Genomic DNA, 18,938 nt, shown 5'->3' on the forward strand with positions numbered 1-18,938 from the left:
CTCAGCTGTCCGGACCACGGCCGTTGCCGCTGTCGTATCCGCCCAGGGAGCGGAACATCAGACCCCCGCCTGCCGCCATCAGGACCACCATGGTGAGCAGGCTCCAGAGACTGGTCTCGCGGAAGCTGAAGAACAGACTCTGCAGCACCCCCACCCCGACGGCGGCCAGGGAGGCCCAGATCAGGAACCAGCCGGCCTTCGACCAGCGGCCGGCGAACAGAAGGCAGACCCCCACCCCCAGCGGCAGCATCAGCAGCCCGAAGCCATCGCCCACGCCGCGGGCCAGGGTGCCGGTGAAGAAGGCGCCGTAGCCGCCGCCCCGGCCGAGGCCGAAGCGCAGGGCCGAGCCCACCATCACCTGGTTGGTGAACAGGAAGATGCCGGCGCCGAAGAGGCTGCCACCGACCAGGAACAGCAGGAAGTCCTGGACCGGGTTGCGCTGCATGGGGCCGACCGCTTGCCGCCGCCTCAAGTTATGGCACGCCCATCGCCCGCGCACGATCCATCCGGCCAGCTGAACCGGCAACGCAAAGCGGCCAGGGCCTCATCCGGCAGCCCCAGGAAGCGATCCAGCCAGGCGTCGCCGCTGGGCTCCACCCGCGCCACCCCCACGAGCAGGGCGCTGCCGTCGGATTGGAGCGCGGTGCCCTCGGCCCGGTGGCGCTGGCCCGTGGCCCTCCCCGTGGCCAGGGTGGTGGCGATCCTCAGAGCCGGCGGCCGGTAGATCCGCCCGAAGCTGCAATGGAACAGGGCCGTGAAGCGGAGCTCCAGTCCGCCGCTGCGGGGGTCGAGGCTGCCGGCCAGTTCCTGGGCCTCGATGGCGATGCACAGCCCCGGCGGCAGCGGCAGGCCCAGAAACCGGGTCGTGCGCCAGGTGAGCGGGGGGATGGTCAGCCCGGCGGGGTCGAACACCACGGAGCATCGGCCGTCGCTCCCGCTGACGCCCAGCTGGGCCTGGCCACCACCGCCGCGTGCGTCGTAGCTGAAGCCGGGGTAGGCGCCGATCCTGAGGCCGCAGCCCCCGAGGGTGGCGAGCTGCAGTGGGGTCATGGCGTCCTGGATCGGCGTGTCAGGGGCGTGTCAGAACTCGCGGAGCACCTCGAGGCTTCCCCTGGCATGGAGATCGGCGAGGGCGTCGTAGCCGCCGATCAGCTGGCCGTCGATGAAGATCTGCGGCACCCGGCCGGGCTCCTGGGGATGGCTCACCCGATGCGGGATGCCGAGGGTGCGCAGCATCCGCAGGGCCCTGGCGGAGTAAGGGCAGCCCGGCAGCACGGCGATCTCCACCCGGGGCGGCTCGTTGCTCACTGGGGTGGGTGCGACTGTCGCCTGCGCCACCGGGAGAGCCGCATCCGGCTGGGCGGGGTCGAACATCCCCACCAGCAGGTCGGCTCCCTTGAGCACCTGGGAGCCCGGTTCGAGATGGCCGCCCCACACCTGGCAGGCACCATCGGAGAAGCTCAGGTGCAGGTGCACCCCCTCGGGGGCCAGGGTGCCCTGCAGGGTGATGATCTCCAGCTCCCCCCGCAGCACGGTGGGATCGGCCTGGCCGGGGCACTGGAAGGCCGCCTGGGAGAGGTTGCCCACCACACTCAGCACGAAACCGCTGCAGCCTTCCTGCCGGGCCAGCTCCTCGAGGGCCTGGCGCACGTCACTGCCGGGCTCGAGGTGGAGCGCCAGGAAACGCATCGGCGACAGGGCTGAACGGCCAGGCAAACCTACCCTTCGCCAGGGACGCCCGTGCCTGCAACCTCCCTCTCCCCGTTCCCTCGCCCCGATCGGGTCTCCGGCCCTGACCATGGCCTTCAACGCCCCCCGCTCCTACATCCTTCTCTCGATCGGGGCGGCCGTCGCCACGATCGTGCTGAAGACCGCCGCCTGGCAGCTCACCGGATCGGTGGGTCTCCTCTCGGATGCCATCGAGTCGGTGGTCAACCTGGTGGCGGCCCTGGCGGCCTTCGGTGCCCTCAGCCTGGCCGCCAAGCCGGCTGACCGGCGGCACCACTACGGGCATTTCAAGGCGGAGTACTTCTCCAGCGGTCTGGAAAGTGCCCTGATCCTGGTGGCGGCCGTGGCCATCCTCTACACGGCCGTGGGCCGCCTGTTCGAACCCCAGCCCCTGGGGCCCCTGGACGTGGGCCTGGCCCTCTCCCTGGTGGCCACGGCTCTCAACGGCCTGGTGGCCCTGTTGCTGCTGCGGGCCGCCCGGCGGTTCGATTCGATCACGCTGCGGGCCGACGCCCACCACCTCCTCACCGACGTGTGGACCTCGATCGGGGTGGTGGCCTCCCTGCTGCTGGTTCCCCTCACCGGGCTCACCCTGCTCGATCCCCTGGTGGCCATCGCCGTGGCGATCAACATCCTGGGCACCGGCTGGAGGCTCCTGCGGGAGACGGCCTCGGGCCTGATGGACCGATCCCTGCCGGAGTCCGAGCAGCAGCTGCTGGAAGCGGTGCTGGCCTCCCATGCCGGCACATCCGTGGCCTTCCATGCCGTCCGGACCCGCGTGGCAGGCTCCCGGCGGTTCGTCTCGCTCCATGTGCTGGTGCCCGGTGCCTGGAGTGTCCAGACGGGGCATGACTACTGCGAGGCGCTGGAGCGCGAGATCGTTGCCCTGCTCCCGCGGGCCCATGTGTTCACGCACCTGGAGCCGATCGAGGACCCCGTCGCCTGGAACGATGGCGGCTTCCAATGGGACCAGGGCTGAGGGCTGCCGTGCCTCACAGCGCCCGGGCCGGACCCTGCAGACCCGGCGTTCCGCCCGGTGGTGGCGGGGCCCATCGCGGCGGTTCGAGGCTGGCGAGCAGGGCAGCGATCCCCACCAGCCCCAGCAGCAGCCACCACCGCCGCGGAGGCCCCACCCGGCCCGATCGACGCGGCAGGCGCTGGCGCCGCTCGGCCTGCATGCCCAGCGGCCGGCCGCAGCGTCCGCAGACATAGCGGCCGCCCAGACTTCGATCGGCCTTCACGGACCAGCTGCCGCAGTTGGGGCACGCCATCACCAACCTCCCTGCCCGTGGGTGTGCATCCTCCGCTTCTAGCCCGCCAGCTTGAGCAGGTAGAGCACCTCCTCCAGGGCGTCAGCGGCCAGCTGGCCGGCGTAGCGCTGGGGGTGCTGCGCTGTGCAGCAGCTGGCGAAGGGCTGCAACAGGGTGGAGGGCCGCGGGTGGCAGAACTGCACGACGCTGAGCCGGGCCTGCTGGCTGCCAGGCGGGGCCACCACCCGGTGCCAGCCACTCGGGATCAGCCCGTTGCTGAGCCGTTCCAGCATCAGTCCACTGTTGATCACCACCTGGCCTTCCGGCGGGACGGCATCCACCCAGTCCTCGCCCACCCGGACCTGCAGGCCTGGTGCGGTGGCACGTGGCAGGGCGGTGATCAGATTGATGTCGGCGTGGGGGGCTGCCCAGGCGTGACCCTCCCTGGGCGCCTGGATGATCGGGGGGTAGTGGACCGCCCGGGTGAGGGTCGGGGCGTCGGCCACCATCGCCTCGAAGATGTCCTCATGGACGCCGAGCCCCACGGCGATCACCCGCAGAAAGCGGCGCTGCAGATCGGCGATCGCCCGGTGGAACGCCCCCAGCACGGCGGTGATCCCGGGCACGGCGGCCTCGGGCAGGAGGGGTTCGGGATAGAGAAGCGGGAAGCGCCGTCGCAGCGGATGGCTGGCCGGCAGCGGCGCAGCCCAGTTGAGCATTTCCTTCCAGTCGGCCAGACCCTCCCCGGCTGCCGTCTCCACCAGGGTTCCGGTGTACCCGGTCTGGCCGCAGGCAGCCTCGACGGTGAAGGCCTCCTTTTCTGGGCGGGGCAGCCGGAAGAACTGCTCCAGTCGTCCATAGGCCTCATCCAGCAGGGCTGTCGGTAGATCGTGGTTCGTGTACACGAATCCGGTCGCCAGGCTGCGACGCACCCCATCGACCACGGCCTCCCGGGCCGTGCGGTCACCCCGCTCGAAGCGCAGCAGGTCGACATCGAGCATCGGGAGGTTCATCGCGGTCGGGCGGCGCTCACGGGACTGGGCACTGGGCTCAGGCCACCGAGACCCCTTTCCAGAAAGCCACCCTCCCCTGGATCTCCCGGGCGGCCTGCTTCGGCTCGGGGTAGTACCAGGCGGCATTGGCGTTCACCTGGCCGTCGACCACCACGTCGTAATAGTGGGCCTCGCCCTTCCAACCGCAGACGGTGCGGTGATCCGACGGGCGCACGCAGGCCGGATTCAGGGCCTCGGCGGGGAAATAGGCGTTCCCTTCCACACGCACGATGTCGTCGCTGCTGGCGATCACCGCACCGTTCCAGCTGGCTTGCATGAAGGTCTCCCGGATGGGCGCCATCCTGGCCCTTCCACCGGGCCGGCGCTTGCCAACCCCGTCAGGTTCCAGTTCAGTGCAGCCACCGTTCAGAAGAGAGGGAGTCTGTGATGGATCACCCCACAGCCCTGGCTTCCTGGCGTCACCGTGGTTGCAGCGTCGATCTCTGCGCCGACGCCGGCCGTGTCGCCCCGTTCCGGATCACCCACCCCAGCGGCCTGTCGCTCGGCGAGGTCGCCAATCTCCGCGAGGCCAGGGACCTGATCGACGAGGAGCTGCCCCTGCTGCGTCAGCGCCTCGCTGCTTCGGCCTGACGCCCCCGCCGCGGGGGTGCCGTGCCGCTCCGCCATGCCGCTCCGCCGTGCCGCTCCGCCGTGCCGCTCCGCCGTGCCGCTGCCCCGCCGTGCCCTGGGCAGGACGTCATACCCATGGCCGACATTCGCTGTAGGACAGGTGGGTTGGTTGCGCCCGTTCGGCCTGGGTCATGATCCCCACCCTCTCGGAACGTCTCCAGGCCCGCAGCCATGACCCCTACTGGCGCTGCCATCCCCCCGCTCCCTGGGGGCTTCCGCTGGAAACCCCGGTGGCCCTGCAGGTGCTGCGCCAGCCGACTGACCCGACGACCAGTGACCCGACGAGCACCGACCAGCTGAGCAACGACAAGCTGAGCACCGACCAGCCGACTGCCGAAGTCCAGCTCCGGGATTTCGGGGGCAGGGATTTCGGGAGCAGGGACCTGGGGGGCAGGGAATGGGTTCTGCTGCTGGCCATCGCCCTGGTGTGGCTGCTGGAGGGCCTGGAGGCCCTGCGCCAGATTCTCGGGCGGAGGCGCCGAGCCAGCGGTTCACCTCCGCCGCAGCCGCAGCCGCAGGGCCCCGATTCCCGCTCCAGGCTGGGCAGGCCCCTGTTTTCAGGATCCCGGGCCGGCGACTGGCTGCCGGCTCGAGCCGCTGTTCAGGGTCGTTGACGGTGGGAAGCGTTGCTGTGACGGGATGATGCCCGAAGCCTCCAGAGGAGCGGGTGTGTTCGATCTGACTCAGCAGCTGCTGGGCTCTGTCAGGGTTTCTCCCCTGCATCGGGCCACGGCCGAGGGGCTGCAGGGTCAGCACCGGCAGAGGGCCCTCGTGGTGCGGCGCATCCTGCCCAATTTCATCATCATCGGGGCCGCCAAATCAGCCACGACGACCCTCACAACCATTCTTCCCCGCCATCCCCAGATCTTCATCAGCCGCCCGAAGGAGCCGAAGTTCTTCGGGCGGCATTACGCCAAGGGGTGGATGTGGTATCGCAAACTCTTTCTCCCCGGCCGGGGCTATCCCCTGCGGGGGGAGGCCAGCACGATGTACGCCAGTGCGCTTCCTGAGTTTCGCTGTGCTCCTGCGCTGATGCAGCGCTACCTCCCCGATCTCAGGATTGTCTATGTCGTTGGCCATCCCCTCGATCGTCTCGTCTCCCATTGGCGCCATCTCCGGGGCCGCAAGCCGGACTTCGTGGCCTTCGAGGACTTTCTCTCCAACCGCCATGCCGCGAATCTGCTGATCGGATGCTCCAGTTACCACGCCCGGATCAGCGATTACCGGGCCCATTTCCCTGAGGCTCAGATTCACTGCATGACCTTTGAGGATCTTCTGGCCGATCCCGCTGATGAGCTGGCCAGGCTGCTCGCGTTCCTCGGTGCTGCCTCGGTCGCGCCGGAACAGCTGCTCGACGACGGCAGCCTGCCCGCGGTCAACAAGGCTGGGGAGAAGGGGCGGACGCTCGTGCCCTCACCCCGCTGGCCCCCTGAGCTGCGCCGCCAGGTGATCGACCGTCTGCGCCCGGATGCCGAAGCCTTTCTTGCTTCCATCGGCAAAGCAACGGACTATTGGCGTTGGTGAGGGCCGAAGACCTTGAATGGTGGTCAGGGCCAACGGCCCCAGGATTCCGTCCTGTCCCCGCTGGTGTCCGGGGCGCCACCCTCCACCGTGCTGCCGTCCACCGTGGTCCCATCCGTTCCCATTCCGATGCTCCGCCAACCCCATCTCTCCTGCTGCCTTGCCCGTGCTGGATCCCTTGCGGCAGCTGGCCTGATGGCGCTGGCGGCTGCTTCCCCCAGCCCGGCGGCGCCGGCCGAAGCCGCCACATCCCAGGAGGCTGTGTACGGCTTCGGCTGCGTGCAGCAGGACGGCAACTATCTGGTCGGCCTCGGCCTGATCCCCCGGCCGAGCTTTGATCTGGCGCTCAATCCGATGTCGGTTCCCCCCCTGAAGGGATCGGGACTGCGTCCGATCGCGCAGCTTTCCGGACCGGTGGGCGGGGTCTCGGTCTCCCACCGCTGCACCTCCATCGCCACCCGGCTCACCAACCTGGCTCTGGCCACGGGCACGGCCTCCCCGGTGGGGATTCTCACGCTCACCCAGTTTCTGCAGGCCGGCATCGTGGCCGGTCAGCCGGTGATCGCGATCGGCCAGCTGGCCCTTCCCGATGTGCTGGCGACGCTGCCCCTCGGAACTGATCCCCAGCAGGCCCTCAACCGGGTGACCCAGCGGATCCAGCAGGTCGCCGCCGCTCCGGCCATTGCCGAGGTGCTGCTGCGGGAGGGGCTGGTGGAATTCGTCGAGATCGAGATTCCCTGATCAGGGGCGTCAGCGATCAGGGGCGCCAGCTGACCCTTTCCCGCCCGCTCCCCAGGCACCGCCTGCCTTGCAGGGGCTCCAGCCAGATGACCACAGCCAGCCAGTGGAGCAGCACTGCGGACCACAGGGAACCGCTGAGGACGTACTCCAGCACGCAGGCGCTGCCGAGCAGGGTGCACTGCAGCAGAAAGCGCGGGTCATGGAACACCGCCCACCCCTGGGGATACCAGAACCTTGCCGCCAGCGGGTGGTAGGCCACGAACAGACCCACGCTCAGCGCCCCCCAGGCCGCCATGGCGCCGCCGCCCACCCCTTCGAGCGGGTGGGGCAGCAGCAGCACCCGGAAGACCAGCTCCTCCACCAGGGCCGGCATCAGCAGCAGCCCGGCGGCACGCCGCAGCGTCAGCCGCCACGGCCCCCAGCGCCAGGGGCCCTGCAGAAAGCCGCTGCGAAAGCCGAGCGGCAGGGCCACGGCCGCATACAACCCCAGCACCAGCAGGGACCAGCTCAGCGGTGGACCCAGGATTGGCGGGAAGAGGGCATCCCCCAGCCGCTGGAGCAGGGTGCCGACCACGGGCAGCTGGCCGAGCAGGCTGGTGGGGGCCAGAGGTGCGAGGGTGTCGTCCTTGCCCGGGATCTGATTGGTGCGCAGGATCCAGATCGGCAGTCCTCCCCGCACGAACACCGTGGCCATGCCGTCATGGGCCCGGCGGGGGAGCATGGAGCGCCAGCTCAGCAGCACGTCCTGCGCCCGCTGGCTGGTCTGGAACGTCGCGCTGGCGGCGCCTTCCTGGCGTCCGGTGCCGGCGCTGGCAGTGACGCCGGCATTGTGGCGCCAGTCCTGACGCACCATGCCGAAGGGGGTGAGCAGGCTGTTGAGGGCCTCGCCGAGCCGCTCACGGCGGCTCCGTTCCCCAGGTGGCTGATCGGCGGCCAGGCTCCCCTGCCGGCGCAGCAGATCGAGGGCGATCCAGAGGGCCTGGCTGGAGTCCTGCACGCAGGAGGTGGCCGGCGTCACCAGGGCCACCCCGGTCCCGTCCCCGGAGCGGTAACGGGCGCTGAGGATCTCGCTCTGGACCGCGAGCACATCCAGCAGGGGGCCATCGAGGGGCACCAGCACATCGGCGATCGGTCGGGTGCCGACCCAGCCCCGCTGGAGGTTGCCGGCGTAGGCGCTCCAGTCCTGGCTGCCCGCCACGATGCCGTTCGGATTGTTGGCGTAGATCTGGTGGTAGCGGAGATCCAGCCGGGGATCGCCGCTGAACGGATCGCGCACCACCCGTGCCTCGCCGAAGGCGAAGTGGCCCGTCACGGTCCAGCCCGGGGTGGGCTCCCCATCGGCTCCCCCGATTCCGCCGAAGCTGTGCACCAGCAGGGCCCGCTGCCCGACGGCGGCCAGGGGCGGCCCCTCTGGGGCGCCCGGCGGGCGGGACCCCGATGCCGGCGGGTCCACGCTGTCGGGGAGCACGGCGATGGACTGGAGACTGCCCCGTCGCAACGTGGCCGCTGACCAGGTCTCCCGGTTGATCACCGCCAGAGCGGCACTGGTGCCCCGCACCACCCGCTGCGGGGTGAGGCTCAACAGGGCGCGGGGCTGGATCGCCTGCACGGTGAACACCCCATCGGCCGTGGGTGAGCCATAGAGCAGCCATCCCTGGGCGTTCAGCGGGGAGCCGGCCAGACCTGTGGGATCCAGCATCAACCGGCCGAACCGGTCGGGGGGCAGGCGGGGAATGCGGATGCGCTCCTCCGGTCCGTCGAAGCCCCCGCTGGCCGGGTCGAAGTGGCGCACCAGCACGCGGTCGGGATCATCTGGGGTCGGCACCGCAGCCACCACGGTGGCCAGGGCCATCCAGCGGCCGCTGGTCTGCACCGGCGGCCGGCCGATGCGCAGGGTGTCGCCCTCCAGGCTCACCTCCTCCAGCTGCACGGTCAGGTCGTCCACCGGTCGTGCCCCGGCCAGCGACTGCAGGGGCCCCACCGCCTTGCGACCATCGAGGCGTGTCGGCACCACGTTGGCCGCTGCTGCCGCCTGGCGGGCCGAGGCGCCCAGATGGATGTCCGTGGTGACGGCCGCCACCAGGGCCTGGAGCTCGGGATGTTCGGCCCAGGTGAGCCGCAGCCGCCGTCCGCGCAGCTGCTGTTGTCCGGCGGGGGTCTGCTCCAGCTCCACCCAGACCCAGTCGCCGCCGCGGCTGGCGGTCTCGGCGGGGGTCGGCAGGATCAACCGACCCATCCACGCGGCGTGGGGTCGGTACAGGAGCGGTGAGGGGCGTCGGTCGAGGGGATAGGCGCCCGGCTGGCTGTAGGGCGAGCGGCGCGCCAGGGCCTCGCTGCTCACGGGCAGGGGGTCGGTCGGGGTTCCCCGCCGGCCTGGCTCGGCCAGGAGCGGGCCCAGGAGCTGGGGCAGTCCCGTCAGCAGCACGACGGCCATGGCCAGCAGGCCGGTCAGCCAACGGCGCCGTCCCAAGGCGCTCCAGCTCGCGTTGCTCATGGTCCCTCCAGGATGCCGATGTCCAGCTGCGAGCCCCGCTCGGTGGCGACCACCGCGATGCCGCTGCGGATCCTCTCCCGCAACGTGCCGACGTGGCTGATCAGCCCGATCATGCGACCGCCCTCGCGCAGCCGGTCGAGTTCATCCATCGCCAGCTGCAGGCTGTCGGCGTCCAGGCTGCCGAACCCCTCATCGATGAACAGGGCCTCCAGGCGCACCCCGCCGCTGTGGGCCTGCACCGTGTCGGCGACCCCCAGGGCGAGGGCCAGGGAGGCCTGGAAGGTCTCCCCGCCGGAGAGGCTGGAGACCTCGCGCTCCTCCCCGGTGAACGCATCCAGCACCCTCAGACCCAGGCCGGCCTTGCTGCCGCGCCGCTGACCCGAGTCGTCCGAGAGACGCAGGTCGTAGCGGCCGCCGCTCATCAGGGCGAGGCGCTGGTTGGCGTAGCCGCAGATCTCCTCCAGGTAGGCGGAGAGAATCCAGCGCTGCAGGGAGATGTGGGGCTGGCTGCGTCCCCAGCAGCGGTCCGCCACGGCGTTGATCAGGTCGGCCGTGGTCTGCAGCCCGCGCAGCTGCTGCTCACCCTGGCGGTGGCGTTCCACCAGGGCCGAGATCGTCTGGCGAGCGCCAGCCGCCCGGGTGAGGCGCTCCAGGGCGGCCTCGCGGCGCGCATCGGCCTGCGCGCGGGCCTCGTAGGCCGCCGCGGGATCGGGACGCTCCTGCGGCACATCCTGCAGCTCCAGCGAGGCCAGCACCCCTTGCTGCCGCAGCCGTTCCTCAGCGTGGCGCTGGATCTCCGCCTGCCACCCCGCCCGCTGGTCCGGCTCGGCCAGAGCCTGCTCCAGGGTGGCCCGATCGCTGAAGCCGGCGCTGAGGAGATCCTCGGCGAGGCGCCGCCCAGCCTCCTGCTCGCGGCTGACTGCTCCGTGCCAGGCCTGGCTGGCCCGGGCCAGATGGTCCAGGGCCCGGGCCAGCTCCGTGGCGTCCTCGAGCAGGCGGCTGGGATCCTGCCCCTCGCCGAGCTCGGCCGTCAGACGCTCCTGCAGGCCCCGGGCCCGCTCCGCTTCACTGCGGGCCCGCTCCCGGTCCCTGGCCCCATCGAGGCGCAGCTGCTCCAGACGTTTCTCGTAGGTCAGCAGCTCCTGCCCCAGCTTCTGATCGTCCAGCTCCAGCTCGGGCAGGGCCTCCGCCTGCCGGCGGGCGGCCGCCAGCTCGTTCTCGGCGGCGGCGGCCGCCGCCTGGGCGCTCCGCTGGGCCCCGGCGAGATCGGGCTCCAGAGGGCCCACCTGCTCCTCGAGGCTCTGGCGCCGCGCCAGGCAGCGTGCCTGCTCGCCCCGGGCCTCGGCCAGGGCGCGGGCGGCGGCCTCCAGGTCCTGCTCCGCGGCCGCCACGGCCTGGTCGTCGACGACCGTCCCGTCAAGGGCCGATCCGTCAAGGGCGTCCCCGTCAGGGGCCGATCCGTCGAGACTGTGTTCGCCAACAGCCTGCCCCGCACCCGCCCCCTTTCCGGCGGTGGCTGGCTGCGGGTGTGTCCTGGAGCCGCAGACCGGGCACGGCACACCGCTCTGCAGACCGGCGGCCAGTCGGGCGACCATGCCGGCCAGCTGGCGTTCCCGCAGATCGAGCTGGTGGCGGCGGGCCCGTTGTTGCCGCTCCTCGACCGACAGCGCCGCGGCCGTGGCCTGCACGGCCTGCCGCTGGGCGGCCTCGAGCTGCTCCAGCAGGCCGGTCCGGGCCCGGGCCTGCGCGGCGGCCTGGGCCAGGCCGGTGAGGGCGTCGCGGCAGGAACGGGCGGCCAGGATCCGCGGTTCGAGCTGGCTGCGCCGCTCCTGGTGCGCGGCCACCAGGGCCAGCCCCCGGCTGATGCGGGCGGTGCCTTCCTCGACCGCCGCGGCGGCCTGGCGCTGGGCGGTGTGGGCCTCCCGCGCTTCCTGGCTCAGGCCCACCAGGCGTTTCAGCTCCCCTCGCCGGGCAGCCAGGCTGGTGAGGGCCGTCGTGAGTGCCCCCGCGTCCGGCGGCTGGAGCAGGTCCATGGCCACCACGACGTCCGGCAGCCCCTGGCCCCCGTCCCGCCGATGCCGCGCGACGCTCAGCGAAGCCTGGCAGGCCTGCTCCGCCCTGTTGCGGGCTTCCCGGGCTTCGCTGATGGCCCTGAGGCTGGGCCGCAGCTGCTCCGCCCGCTCCGCCAGGTCCAGCCTCAGCCGCAGCTGGGCGATCGCGGCGTCCTGCCGCTCGAGCTCCTGCAGCCGCTGGCGGGCGCCCTGGCGGCGGTCCCACCGTTCGGTGAGCGTCAGGCAGGCCTGCAGGTCGGCCTGGGCCTGTTCGAACCGGCGCACGGCGACTTCATGGTCCGATCGTGCCGTGGCCTCCTGGGTGGCGATGGCCGCCCCGAGGGCCTCGAGAGCGGCCTGATCCAGCTCAGGGCCGTCCGGCTGCGGTGCCGCGTCCGCCCGGATCGAGGCGTCAGGCTCCGACCAGGGTTCCCACGCCTGCCACACCTGCTCGCGCCATGTCGCCAGGCAGCGGCGCTGCTCGGCCAGGCCAACCCGGGCCTGGCGGGCCTGATCCTCCAGCCAGCCCATGGCGCGCTCGTAGAGCGTGGTGTCGAAGAGGGTCTTGAGCAGGGCTTCGCGCTCCTCGTCCCGGGCCCGCAGCACCTCGGCGAAGCGCCCCTGGGGCAGCAGGATCACCTGGCGGAACTGGGCTGCATCGAGACCCACCAGCCGGGTGATCTCCCGGCTGACCTCCGTCACATTGCCCGCCACCGGCTCGCGGCCCTCCCCCACCAGCCGCCAGAGGGCCGCCTTCGCCGGTCGGGAGGTGGTGCCGCTGCCGCGGGCCTTCGGCGCCTCGTGGGCCGGCTGCCGCTCCACCCGCCAGCGGCCGTCGGCCGCCGAGAATTCGAGCGCCACCCGGGGGACGGCCCCGGCTGGGGCATGGTCGGAGCGCAGACCCTTGACGCTGCGCTCACCGGAGACCTCGCCGTAGAGGGCGAAGCAGAGCGCATCGAGCAGGTAGGTCTTGCCCGATCCCGTGCTGCCGTGGATCAGGAACAGCCCATCGCGGGCGAGGTTGTCGAAGGGCACACGGACCGCTTCGGCATAGGGCCCGAAGGCCTCGATCTCCAGCAGATGCGGCCTCATCGTTCCGTCGCCTCCTGCCCAGTGGGGTGCTGCCGATCCCCAGGGGCCTCCCCGCCATCCCTTCGGCCGGCCGCCGCCAGGGCCTGGCGCAGCAGCTCGGCTTCGGCGGGCAGGGGCGGGCGACCCTGCTGGTCGGCGTAGAAGGCCAGGCTCCGCTCCAGAGGCCCCCGGGCGCTGCGGATGCTGAGCGTGCGGCCACTGGCCGAGGCGGGGGTCCCCTCCGGGCGACGGTGCCGCAGCTCCACGATGTGGGGGAACCGGACCCGCAGCCGCGCCATCGCCTGCAGGGGCAGCAGCTCATCCGTCAGTTCCACCCGCACCCAGGCCTGGCGGGCCGTCTCCAGTTCAGGATCGGCCAGAAGGGCCTCGAAGCGGCCGCTGAGGCTGCGCAGGGGGCGCCCGACCCCCAGGGGCACCACCTCGACCCGCAGTCCACCGTCCTCGGCCAGCTCCACCAGCCTCACCGACTTCACGTGCCGCTCCTCCGAGAAGGAGTAGGCCAGCGGCGTGCCGGAATAGGCCAGCCGCGGACCGTCCAGCTGCTGGGAGCCATGCAGGTGACCCAGGGCGACGTAATCGAAGCCCCGGAAGGCCTCCACCGGCACCGCATCGACACTCCCCACCGACAGCTCCCGCTCCGAGTCGGAGCTGCTGCCGCCGGCCACGAACGCATGGGCCACCAGCACCGAGCGGCCACCGCCCCGCTGCTGCAGGTCAGCGCGGATCCGCTCCAGGGCCAGGCTCGTCACTTCCTGGTGGCGCCAGCGCCCGAGCGGCTCCGCCCCCGTCGCCTGCTGGAGGCCCGGCCCGTCGAGCAGGGGCTCGAGGTAGGGAAGCGGGTACACCGCCACGGGGGAGCCCCCCCGCCGCGGCGCCACCAGCACCGGCTCGGCCGAGCGGCGCCAGCTGCCCCGGATCGTGACCTCCAGCGCCGAGAGCAGTTCGTCGTACACCGACACCCGCACATGGGAGTCGTGGTTGCCGGCGATCGCCACCACCGCGGTGCCGCTCTGGCGCAGTCGGGCGATGGTGTCGGTGAACAGCCGCACCGCCTCCGCGGGCGGGATCGCCCGGTCGTAGAGATCACCGGCGATCACGACCAGGTCCGCCTCGGCATCCCGGCTCAGCTCCACCAGCCGCTCCATGGCCTCCGCCTGGGCCTCCAGCAGGGAATGGCCGTGGAAGCTGCGGCCGAGGTGCCAGTCGGACGTGTGCAGCAGGCGCACGGCAGGCCCGAGGGAACGGCCATTCTGGCGGGGGGGGCTGTGGGGCTGTTCCCATCCCCCCGCCCTGTCCCGATGCCCTGCCGCGCACCGCTGCCCCTGGCCCAGCTGCCCCCCCTGCCGCCGCTGCGGCTGGCGGTGGTGGGCCACGTCGAGGTGGTCACCTTCCTGGCGGTGGACCGTCTGCCGGAGGCCGGGGAGATTCAGACGGCCCGCAGCTGCCTGGAGGTGGCTGCCGGCGGCGGTGCGGTCGTCGCCGTCCAGCTCGCCCGCCTCACCGGCTCCCCGGTGGCCTTCTTCACCGCCCTGGGGCGCGATGCCGTCGGGGAGCGGGCGGCGGCGGACCTCGAGGCCCTGGGGCTGGAGCTGCATGTGGCCTGGCGCGACAGGCCCACCCGAAGGGGGGTCACCTTCGTGGACAGTTCGGGTGAGCGCACGATCACGGTGATCGGCGAGCGGCTCAACCCCGGCGGTGAGGATCCCCTGCCCTGGTCGAGCCTCACGGCCTGTGACGGGGTGTTCGTGACCGCGGCCGATCCCATGGCTCTCCAGCACGCCCGCAGGGCCCGGCTGCTGGCCGCCACACCGCGGGTGCGCCTGCCCGTGCTGCGCCAGGCCGGCGTGCGCCTCGATGCCCTGATCGGCAGTGCTCTGGATCCGGCGGAGCGGGTCGAGGCTGGCGCCCTGCAGCCCGAGCCTGCCCTGCGGATCGCCACGGCGGGGGCGGCGGGAGGGGAATCCTGGCCGTTCGGACCCTTTGCCGCGCCACTGCGCCATCGTCCCGCCCTCGATGCCTACGGGGCCGGGGACTCCTTCGCCGCTGGGGTCACCGCGGGCCTGGCGGCCGGCTGGGGCGTGCCTGCGGCGATCAGCCTGGGCTGCCATTGCGGCAGTGCCTGTCTGGATGGGCGCGGTCCCTATGCCAGCCAGCTGCACCGCACCGCCTCGGGCGCCCTGAAGCCCGTCGGATGATGGCCTCGCGGCAGCAGCTGAGCCTTCTGGGCCCACCCGCCGGTCAGCCGTTGCGGCTGGAGCGCCCCGGCCTGGTGCTGCGCCACTGGCCGGCCTGGCTCGACGATGCCGATCTCTGGCTGGAGCGGCTGCTGATCGAGGTGCCCTGGAAGCAGGAGTGGATCGTCCTGCATGGCCGCCGCCATCCGCTGCCGCGGCTCACCGCGGCGATGGGTGACCCCGGCTGCCACTACAGCTACAGCGGCGTGGCCAATCCCCTCGAGCCCTGGAGCTCCGCGGTCGAGGAGCTGCGCCGGCGGGTCGAGGCCCTGCTGTACCCCCGGGACCCCACCCAGCCCAGCGACGCGGCCCCGGGCTTCACCAACGTGCTGCTCAACCTCTACCGCGACGGCCACGACCACATGGGCTGGCATGCCGATGCGGAGCCCAGCCTGGACCCCACCGCCCCGATCGCCTCCCTGAGCCTGGGGGCCAGCCGCTGTTTCCGGCTGCGGCCCCGCACCCGGCCGGCCCCGACCCCAACCCCGGCCCCGACTCCGAACAGCGACGCAGGCCCCCTGGGCGCGCTGAGCCTCGAGCTCGGCCGTGGCGATCTGCTCGTGATGGATCCCCCCAGCCAGCGCCACTGGCAGCACCAGCTGCCGCCGCGCCGCCGGATCCGCGACGCCCGGATCAACCTCACCTTCCGCCGCGTCATCCCCCGTGGGGGTTCGATGGCCGAGTGATCCGGGGCCCTAGGGCAGGGCGACCAGCACCCCTCCGAGGGCGATCAGGGCGATCCCCAGCCAGCTCCGCCCACTCAGCTGCTCCCCCAGCACCAGAACGCCCAGCAGGGCCACGAGCACCACACTGAGTTTGTCGATCGGGGCGACGCGGGAGACCGGACCCAGTTCCAGGGCCCGGAAGTAGCAGAGCCAGGAGACGGCCGTCGCCAGGCCGGAGAGTCCAAGGGCCACCAGGCTCCCCCTGGGCAGGCTGCCCAGCGCCTGTCCCTGCAGCTGGCCGGTGGCCAGCAACCCCACCGCCAGAGCGATCACCACCACCAGGGTGCGCAGAAAGGTGGCGAGGTTGGGCTCCAGACCGGCCAGGCCGAGCTTGGCCAGCAGGGAGGTGAGGGCGGCACTAGCCGCCGCCAGCACCGCCCAGAACTGCCAGCTCGCCAGCAGGCCCGCTCCCACCACCTCGTCGGCCCCGCTGCTCATGGCACCAGGTTCACGAGCTTGCCGGGCACCACGATCACGCGGCTTGGGGCCTTCCCCTCCAGCCACTTGGCGGCGATCTCGCTGTCGAGGGCGATCCGCTCGAGGGTGGCCTTGTCGGCATCGGCCGGCACGTCCAGGTTGCCGCGCACCTTGCCCTTGATCTGGATCACCAGGGGAATCGTGTCGCGCAGCAGCGCCTGGGCATCGGCGCGGGGCCAGCTCTGCAGATGGATGCTGGCAGCGGCGCCGCTGCCAGCGCCGAGCATGGCCCAGAGCTCCTCGGCCAGGTGGGGCGCGAAGGGCGCGAGCAGCAGCAGCAGGGTGCGCAGCGCCTCCCGGGCCACCGGCTCTGGGGCGGCTTCGAGGTGCTCGGTCATGGCGTTGCTGAGCTTCATCAGCTCCGAGACCGCGGTGTTGAACTGAAAGTCGCCGTCGAGGTCGTCACTCACCGCGGCGATGGCGGTGTGCACCGCCCGGCGCAGCTCCCTGGCGCCGGGGTTGAGCGCCGCGGCATCGATCGACACGGCCGCCGGGTTCTCCCCCGGGGCTGCCGTCCCGTCGCCATCGAGCCTCAGGCCCCGGGCGCGGGCCCCGTCCACCAGGCGCCACAGGCGCTGCAGGAAGCGGAACTGCCCTTCCACATCGGCGTCGTCCCACTCCAGATCCTTCTCCGGAGGTGCCTTGAACAGGATGAACATCCGTGCCGTGTCCGCCCCGTAGCGGTCGATCACCACGGACGGGTCGACGCCGTTGTACTTCGACTTCGACATCTTTTCGTAGAACACCTCCAGCACCTCGCCGGTCGTCGGGTCGCGGGGGTCGGTGGGGTCGGCCACATCGGCCGGGGCGATGTACTTGCCACTGACCGGGTTCTTGTAGGTGATTCCCTGCACCATCCCCTGGGTGAGCAGACGGGTGAAGGGTTCGGAGAAACCGAGCAGGCCCCTGTCCCGCAGCACCTTGGTGAAGAAGCGGGCATAGAGCAGGTGCAGGATGGCGTGCTCGATCCCACCCACGTACTGGTCCACCGGCAACCAGTCGTCGACCGCCTCACGGCGGAAGGGCAGGGCGTCGTTGTGGGGGTCGCTGTAGCGGAGGTAGTACCAGCTGGAGCACATGAACGTGTCCATGGTGTCCGTCTCCCGCCGGGCGGCCTGGCCGCAGCTCGGGCAGGCGACCTGCCACCAGCTCTCCAGCTGGGCCAGGGGGGAGCCGCCTCGGGCGCTGATGGCCGCACGGCGGGGCAGTTCCACCGGCAGCTGATCGGCCGGCACGGGCACCACTCCGCAGCTGGGACAGTGAATCACCGGGATCGGACACCCCCAGTAGCGCTGGCGGGAGATCAGCCAGTCGCGCAGGCGGTACTGAACCTTCTGCCACCCCCAGCCCTGCTCCGCCGCCGTCCGGGTGATCGCCTGCTTCGCCTCGCCGCTGGCCAGCCCATCGAAGGGCCCGGAGTGGATCATCACCCCGGGCTCCGTCCAGGCCCCACCTTCGTAGGCGCGCTCGTCACTGCCCTCGGGGATGATCACCTGCCGCACCGGCAGTCCGTACTGGCGGGCAAAGACGAAATCGCGCTGGTCGTGGGCCGGCACCCCCATCACCGCACCGGTGCCGTAGTCGGCCAGCACATAGTCGGCGATCCACAGCGGGATCAGTTCGCCGCTGAGGGGGTGGCGCACGCGGGCGCCGATCGGCACGCCGCGCTTGGGCTTGTCTTCGGCAGTGCGTTCCTGCTCGCTCTGGCGGCTCACCAGGTCGCAGAAGGCCTCCACCGCGAGCTGCTGCTCCGCTTGGGTGAGCGTGGCCACCAGGGGATGCTCGGGTGCCAGCACCAGGTAGCTCACCCCGTAGAGGGTGTCGGGCCGGGTGGTGAACACGGTGATCCGCTCTCCACTCTCCTGGCCCTCGCCATCGACGACGGCGAAGCTGAGTTCGGCGCCGGTGCTGCGGCCGATCCAGTTCGCCTGCATCGTGCGGACCCGCTCGGGCCAGCCCTCCAGGGTCGGCAGGTCGTCGAGCAGCTGGTCGGCATAGGCCGTGATCTTGAGGAACCACTGGCGCAGCTTGCGTTTCTCCACCAGGGCTCCGGAGCGCCAGGAGCGCCCCTCACTGTCCACCTGCTCATTGGCGAGCACCGTCTGATCCACCGGATCCCAGTTGACGGTGGCGTCCTTCTGGTAAGCCAGGCCGGCCTCCAGGAACTGCAGAAACAGCCACTGGGTCCAGCGGTAGTAATCGGCGTGACAGGTGGCCACCTCTCGGTCCCAGTCGATCGAGAGTCCGAGCCGTTGCAGCTGCTGCCGCATCGCGGCGATGTTGCGGTCGGTCCAGTCGGCGGGGTCCACCCCCCGCTCGATCGCGGCGTTCTCGGCCGGCAGCCCGAAGGCATCCCAGCCCATCGGGTGCAGCACCCGGTGACCGCGCATCCGCTGCACCCTGGCGATCACGTCGGTGATCACGTAGTTGCGCACGTGGCCCATGTGCAGGTTCCCCGAGGGGTAGGGGAACATCGAGAGGGCCATGAACGGCTTCGGGTCGCCGCTGTCGGCGCTGCCGCCGCTGTCACCGGTGCCGCCGCTGGGGGTGCGGTGCAGCTGCTGCTGGTCCCAGTGGCGCTGCCAGCGCTCTTCGATGGCCTGCGGTTGGTAGCGGCTGCTCTCGCTCACGTCAGGCCAGGACTCGGATCTGTGATGGTGCCACAGGCGCGTTCAGCCCAGGCAGCGGATCACGCTCACCTGCTCCCGGTTGATCAGGGTGAGGGGGCGTTCGCTGTTGGGTTCTTCGCCCTGGCGCAGCCCGATGTAATAGACGTCCTGCCACTGGATCACCCCCTCCAGTTCACCGCCTCCGACCACCTGGATTCCCACCGCCTGCTTGCGGCGGATCAGGTTCTGGATGTGGCGCACGCTGGGCTGGGCCGTATCCAGCGTCGTCGGCTTGTGATCGAGGAAGCTCTGCATAGGATTCGCTCCAGGCTGA

General features: G+C 71.5%; 19 protein-coding genes. 7 read left to right on the forward strand and 12 right to left on the reverse strand.

Annotated features, from left to right (window positions below; all coding sequences use genetic code 11):
• Position 1: 1 nt before the first annotated feature.
• The 3 genes from ACLNEE_RS00235 to ACLNEE_RS00245 are packed head-to-tail and all read right to left on the reverse strand — an operon-like array spanning position 2 to position 1,716.
• Positions 2-445: a hypothetical protein gene (locus ACLNEE_RS00235; RefSeq protein ID WP_411423837.1), complete on the reverse strand. Its 444-nt coding sequence runs from the start codon at positions 443-445 to the stop codon at positions 2-4.
• A gap of 23 nt (positions 446-468) precedes the next feature.
• Positions 469-1,050 carry a hypothetical protein gene (locus ACLNEE_RS00240; RefSeq protein ID WP_411423838.1) on the reverse strand — a complete coding sequence of 194 codons (582 nt, stop codon included), beginning with the start codon at positions 1,048-1,050 and terminating at the stop codon, positions 469-471.
• A gap of 30 nt (positions 1,051-1,080) precedes the next feature.
• Positions 1,081-1,716, reverse strand: a complete 636-nt coding sequence (locus tag ACLNEE_RS00245) for a PCC domain-containing protein (protein ID WP_412006653.1) — start codon at positions 1,714-1,716, stop codon at positions 1,081-1,083.
• A gap of 82 nt (positions 1,717-1,798) precedes the next feature.
• Here ACLNEE_RS00245 and ACLNEE_RS00250 point away from each other — a divergent pair, with 82 nt between their 5' ends.
• Entirely contained in the window at positions 1,799-2,707 is a 909-nt protein-coding gene (locus ACLNEE_RS00250) for a cation diffusion facilitator family transporter (protein ID WP_411423840.1), read from the forward strand.
• A 13-nt stretch (positions 2,708-2,720) separates the two neighbouring features.
• On the opposite strand, the gene ACLNEE_RS00255 is transcribed toward ACLNEE_RS00250, so the two are convergent.
• Genes ACLNEE_RS00255 through ACLNEE_RS00265 form a run of 3 tightly spaced genes read right to left on the reverse strand, consistent with a single transcriptional unit; the run spans position 2,721 to position 4,307 of the window.
• Positions 2,721-2,999, reverse strand: a complete 279-nt coding sequence (locus tag ACLNEE_RS00255) for a TFIIB-type zinc ribbon-containing protein (RefSeq protein WP_411423841.1) — start codon at positions 2,997-2,999, stop codon at positions 2,721-2,723.
• Between the two features lie 38 nt (positions 3,000-3,037).
• Positions 3,038-3,991, reverse strand: coding sequence for an isopenicillin N synthase family dioxygenase (locus tag ACLNEE_RS00260; protein ID WP_411423842.1), 954 nt, complete (start codon positions 3,989-3,991; stop codon positions 3,038-3,040).
• A 37-nt stretch (positions 3,992-4,028) separates the two neighbouring features.
• Positions 4,029-4,307, reverse strand: coding sequence for a DUF427 domain-containing protein (locus ACLNEE_RS00265; RefSeq protein WP_412006654.1), 279 nt, complete (start codon positions 4,305-4,307; stop codon positions 4,029-4,031).
• Between the two features lie 110 nt (positions 4,308-4,417).
• Between ACLNEE_RS00265 and ACLNEE_RS00270 the strand changes: the two genes are divergently transcribed.
• The 4 genes from ACLNEE_RS00270 to ACLNEE_RS00285 all read left to right on the forward strand — a co-directional run bounded on the left by ACLNEE_RS00270 (position 4,418) and on the right by ACLNEE_RS00285 (position 6,922).
• Positions 4,418-4,621, forward strand: coding sequence for a hypothetical protein (locus ACLNEE_RS00270; protein WP_411423844.1), 204 nt, complete (start codon positions 4,418-4,420; stop codon positions 4,619-4,621).
• Positions 4,622-4,791: 170 nt separating this feature from the next.
• The gene (locus ACLNEE_RS00275; protein WP_411423845.1) at positions 4,792-5,274 is read left to right on the forward strand and encodes a hypothetical protein; all 483 of its coding nucleotides are present in this window, start codon (positions 4,792-4,794) and stop codon (positions 5,272-5,274) included.
• Positions 5,275-5,329: 55 nt separating this feature from the next.
• On the forward strand, positions 5,330-6,184 hold the full coding sequence (locus ACLNEE_RS00280) for a sulfotransferase domain-containing protein (RefSeq protein ID WP_412006655.1): 855 nt from the start codon (positions 5,330-5,332) through the stop codon (positions 6,182-6,184).
• Between the two features lie 126 nt (positions 6,185-6,310).
• Positions 6,311-6,922, forward strand: coding sequence for a hypothetical protein (locus ACLNEE_RS00285; protein ID WP_412006656.1), 612 nt, complete (start codon positions 6,311-6,313; stop codon positions 6,920-6,922).
• A gap of 16 nt (positions 6,923-6,938) precedes the next feature.
• On the opposite strand, the gene ACLNEE_RS00290 is transcribed toward ACLNEE_RS00285, so the two are convergent.
• From ACLNEE_RS00290 to ACLNEE_RS00300, 3 genes are read right to left on the reverse strand one after another with little or no spacing between them, the layout of a single operon-like run.
• Positions 6,939-9,416, reverse strand: coding sequence for a CPBP family glutamic-type intramembrane protease (locus ACLNEE_RS00290; RefSeq protein WP_411423848.1), 2,478 nt, complete (start codon positions 9,414-9,416; stop codon positions 6,939-6,941).
• Positions 9,413-12,559: an AAA family ATPase gene (locus ACLNEE_RS00295; RefSeq protein WP_411423849.1), complete on the reverse strand. Its 3,147-nt coding sequence runs from the start codon at positions 12,557-12,559 to the stop codon at positions 9,413-9,415. Before ACLNEE_RS00295 ends, ACLNEE_RS00290 begins: the two co-directional genes overlap by 4 nt.
• Positions 12,556-13,785, reverse strand: coding sequence for an exonuclease SbcCD subunit D (locus ACLNEE_RS00300; protein WP_411423850.1), 1,230 nt, complete (start codon positions 13,783-13,785; stop codon positions 12,556-12,558). Before ACLNEE_RS00300 ends, ACLNEE_RS00295 begins: the two co-directional genes overlap by 4 nt.
• Positions 13,786-13,857: 72 nt before the next feature.
• Between ACLNEE_RS00300 and ACLNEE_RS00305 the strand changes: the two genes are divergently transcribed.
• Both ACLNEE_RS00305 and ACLNEE_RS00310 read left to right on the forward strand, forming a co-directional pair.
• On the forward strand, positions 13,858-14,754 hold the full coding sequence (locus tag ACLNEE_RS00305) for a PfkB family carbohydrate kinase (RefSeq protein WP_412006657.1): 897 nt from the start codon (positions 13,858-13,860) through the stop codon (positions 14,752-14,754).
• Entirely contained in the window at positions 14,751-15,479 is a 729-nt protein-coding gene (locus tag ACLNEE_RS00310) for an alpha-ketoglutarate-dependent dioxygenase AlkB family protein (RefSeq protein ID WP_411423852.1), read from the forward strand. Before ACLNEE_RS00305 ends, ACLNEE_RS00310 begins: the two co-directional genes overlap by 4 nt.
• Before the next feature lie 9 nt (positions 15,480-15,488).
• Here ACLNEE_RS00310 and ACLNEE_RS00315 read toward each other — a convergent pair whose 3' ends face one another.
• The 3 genes from ACLNEE_RS00315 to ACLNEE_RS00325 are packed head-to-tail and all read right to left on the reverse strand — an operon-like array spanning position 15,489 to position 18,919.
• Positions 15,489-15,956, reverse strand: a complete 468-nt coding sequence (locus tag ACLNEE_RS00315) for an EamA family transporter (protein ID WP_411423853.1) — start codon at positions 15,954-15,956, stop codon at positions 15,489-15,491.
• Complete coding sequence (gene leuS / locus ACLNEE_RS00320; RefSeq protein ID WP_411423854.1) at positions 15,953-18,625, reverse strand: leucine--tRNA ligase; 2,673 nt, start codon at positions 18,623-18,625, stop codon at positions 15,953-15,955. Before leuS ends, ACLNEE_RS00315 begins: the two co-directional genes overlap by 4 nt.
• A gap of 42 nt (positions 18,626-18,667) precedes the next feature.
• Complete coding sequence (locus ACLNEE_RS00325; protein WP_411423855.1) at positions 18,668-18,919, reverse strand: Hfq-related RNA-binding protein; 252 nt, start codon at positions 18,917-18,919, stop codon at positions 18,668-18,670.
• Between the last annotated feature and the right edge of the window lie 19 nt (positions 18,920-18,938).

The organism is Aphanothece stagnina RSMan2012, assembly GCF_046764815.1.
In the GTDB taxonomy this organism is placed as follows: domain Bacteria; phylum Cyanobacteriota; class Cyanobacteriia; order PCC-6307; family Cyanobiaceae; genus NIES-981.

Bases quoted from the DNA above. Each gene is read 5' to 3' on its own strand.
- ACLNEE_RS00240 (WP_411423838.1), bottom strand. From the start codon at position 1,050: ATGACCCCACTGCAGCTCGCCACCCTCGGGGGCTGCGGCCTCAGGATC.
- ACLNEE_RS00265 (WP_412006654.1), bottom strand. From the start codon at position 4,307: ATGCAAGCCAGCTGGAACGGTGCGGTGATCGCCAGCAGCGACGACATC.
- ACLNEE_RS00235 (WP_411423837.1), bottom strand. From the start codon at position 445: ATGCAGCGCAACCCGGTCCAGGACTTCCTGCTGTTCCTGGTCGGTGGC.
- ACLNEE_RS00315 (WP_411423853.1), bottom strand. From the start codon at position 15,956: ATGAGCAGCGGGGCCGACGAGGTGGTGGGAGCGGGCCTGCTGGCGAGC.
- ACLNEE_RS00275 (WP_411423845.1), top strand. From the start codon at position 4,792: ATGATCCCCACCCTCTCGGAACGTCTCCAGGCCCGCAGCCATGACCCC.
- ACLNEE_RS00255 (WP_411423841.1), bottom strand. From the start codon at position 2,999: ATGGCGTGCCCCAACTGCGGCAGCTGGTCCGTGAAGGCCGATCGAAGT.
- ACLNEE_RS00310 (WP_411423852.1), top strand. From the start codon at position 14,751: ATGATGGCCTCGCGGCAGCAGCTGAGCCTTCTGGGCCCACCCGCCGGT.
- ACLNEE_RS00290 (WP_411423848.1), bottom strand. From the start codon at position 9,416: ATGAGCAACGCGAGCTGGAGCGCCTTGGGACGGCGCCGTTGGCTGACC.
- ACLNEE_RS00305 (WP_412006657.1), top strand. From the start codon at position 13,858: ATGCCCTGCCGCGCACCGCTGCCCCTGGCCCAGCTGCCCCCCCTGCCG.
- ACLNEE_RS00260 (WP_411423842.1), bottom strand. From the start codon at position 3,991: ATGAACCTCCCGATGCTCGATGTCGACCTGCTGCGCTTCGAGCGGGGT.
- ACLNEE_RS00270 (WP_411423844.1), top strand. From the start codon at position 4,418: ATGGATCACCCCACAGCCCTGGCTTCCTGGCGTCACCGTGGTTGCAGC.
- ACLNEE_RS00325 (WP_411423855.1), bottom strand. From the start codon at position 18,919: ATGCAGAGCTTCCTCGATCACAAGCCGACGACGCTGGATACGGCCCAG.
- ACLNEE_RS00285 (WP_412006656.1), top strand. From the start codon at position 6,311: ATGCTCCGCCAACCCCATCTCTCCTGCTGCCTTGCCCGTGCTGGATCC.
- ACLNEE_RS00250 (WP_411423840.1), top strand. From the start codon at position 1,799: ATGGCCTTCAACGCCCCCCGCTCCTACATCCTTCTCTCGATCGGGGCG.
- ACLNEE_RS00295 (WP_411423849.1), bottom strand. From the start codon at position 12,559: ATGAGGCCGCATCTGCTGGAGATCGAGGCCTTCGGGCCCTATGCCGAA.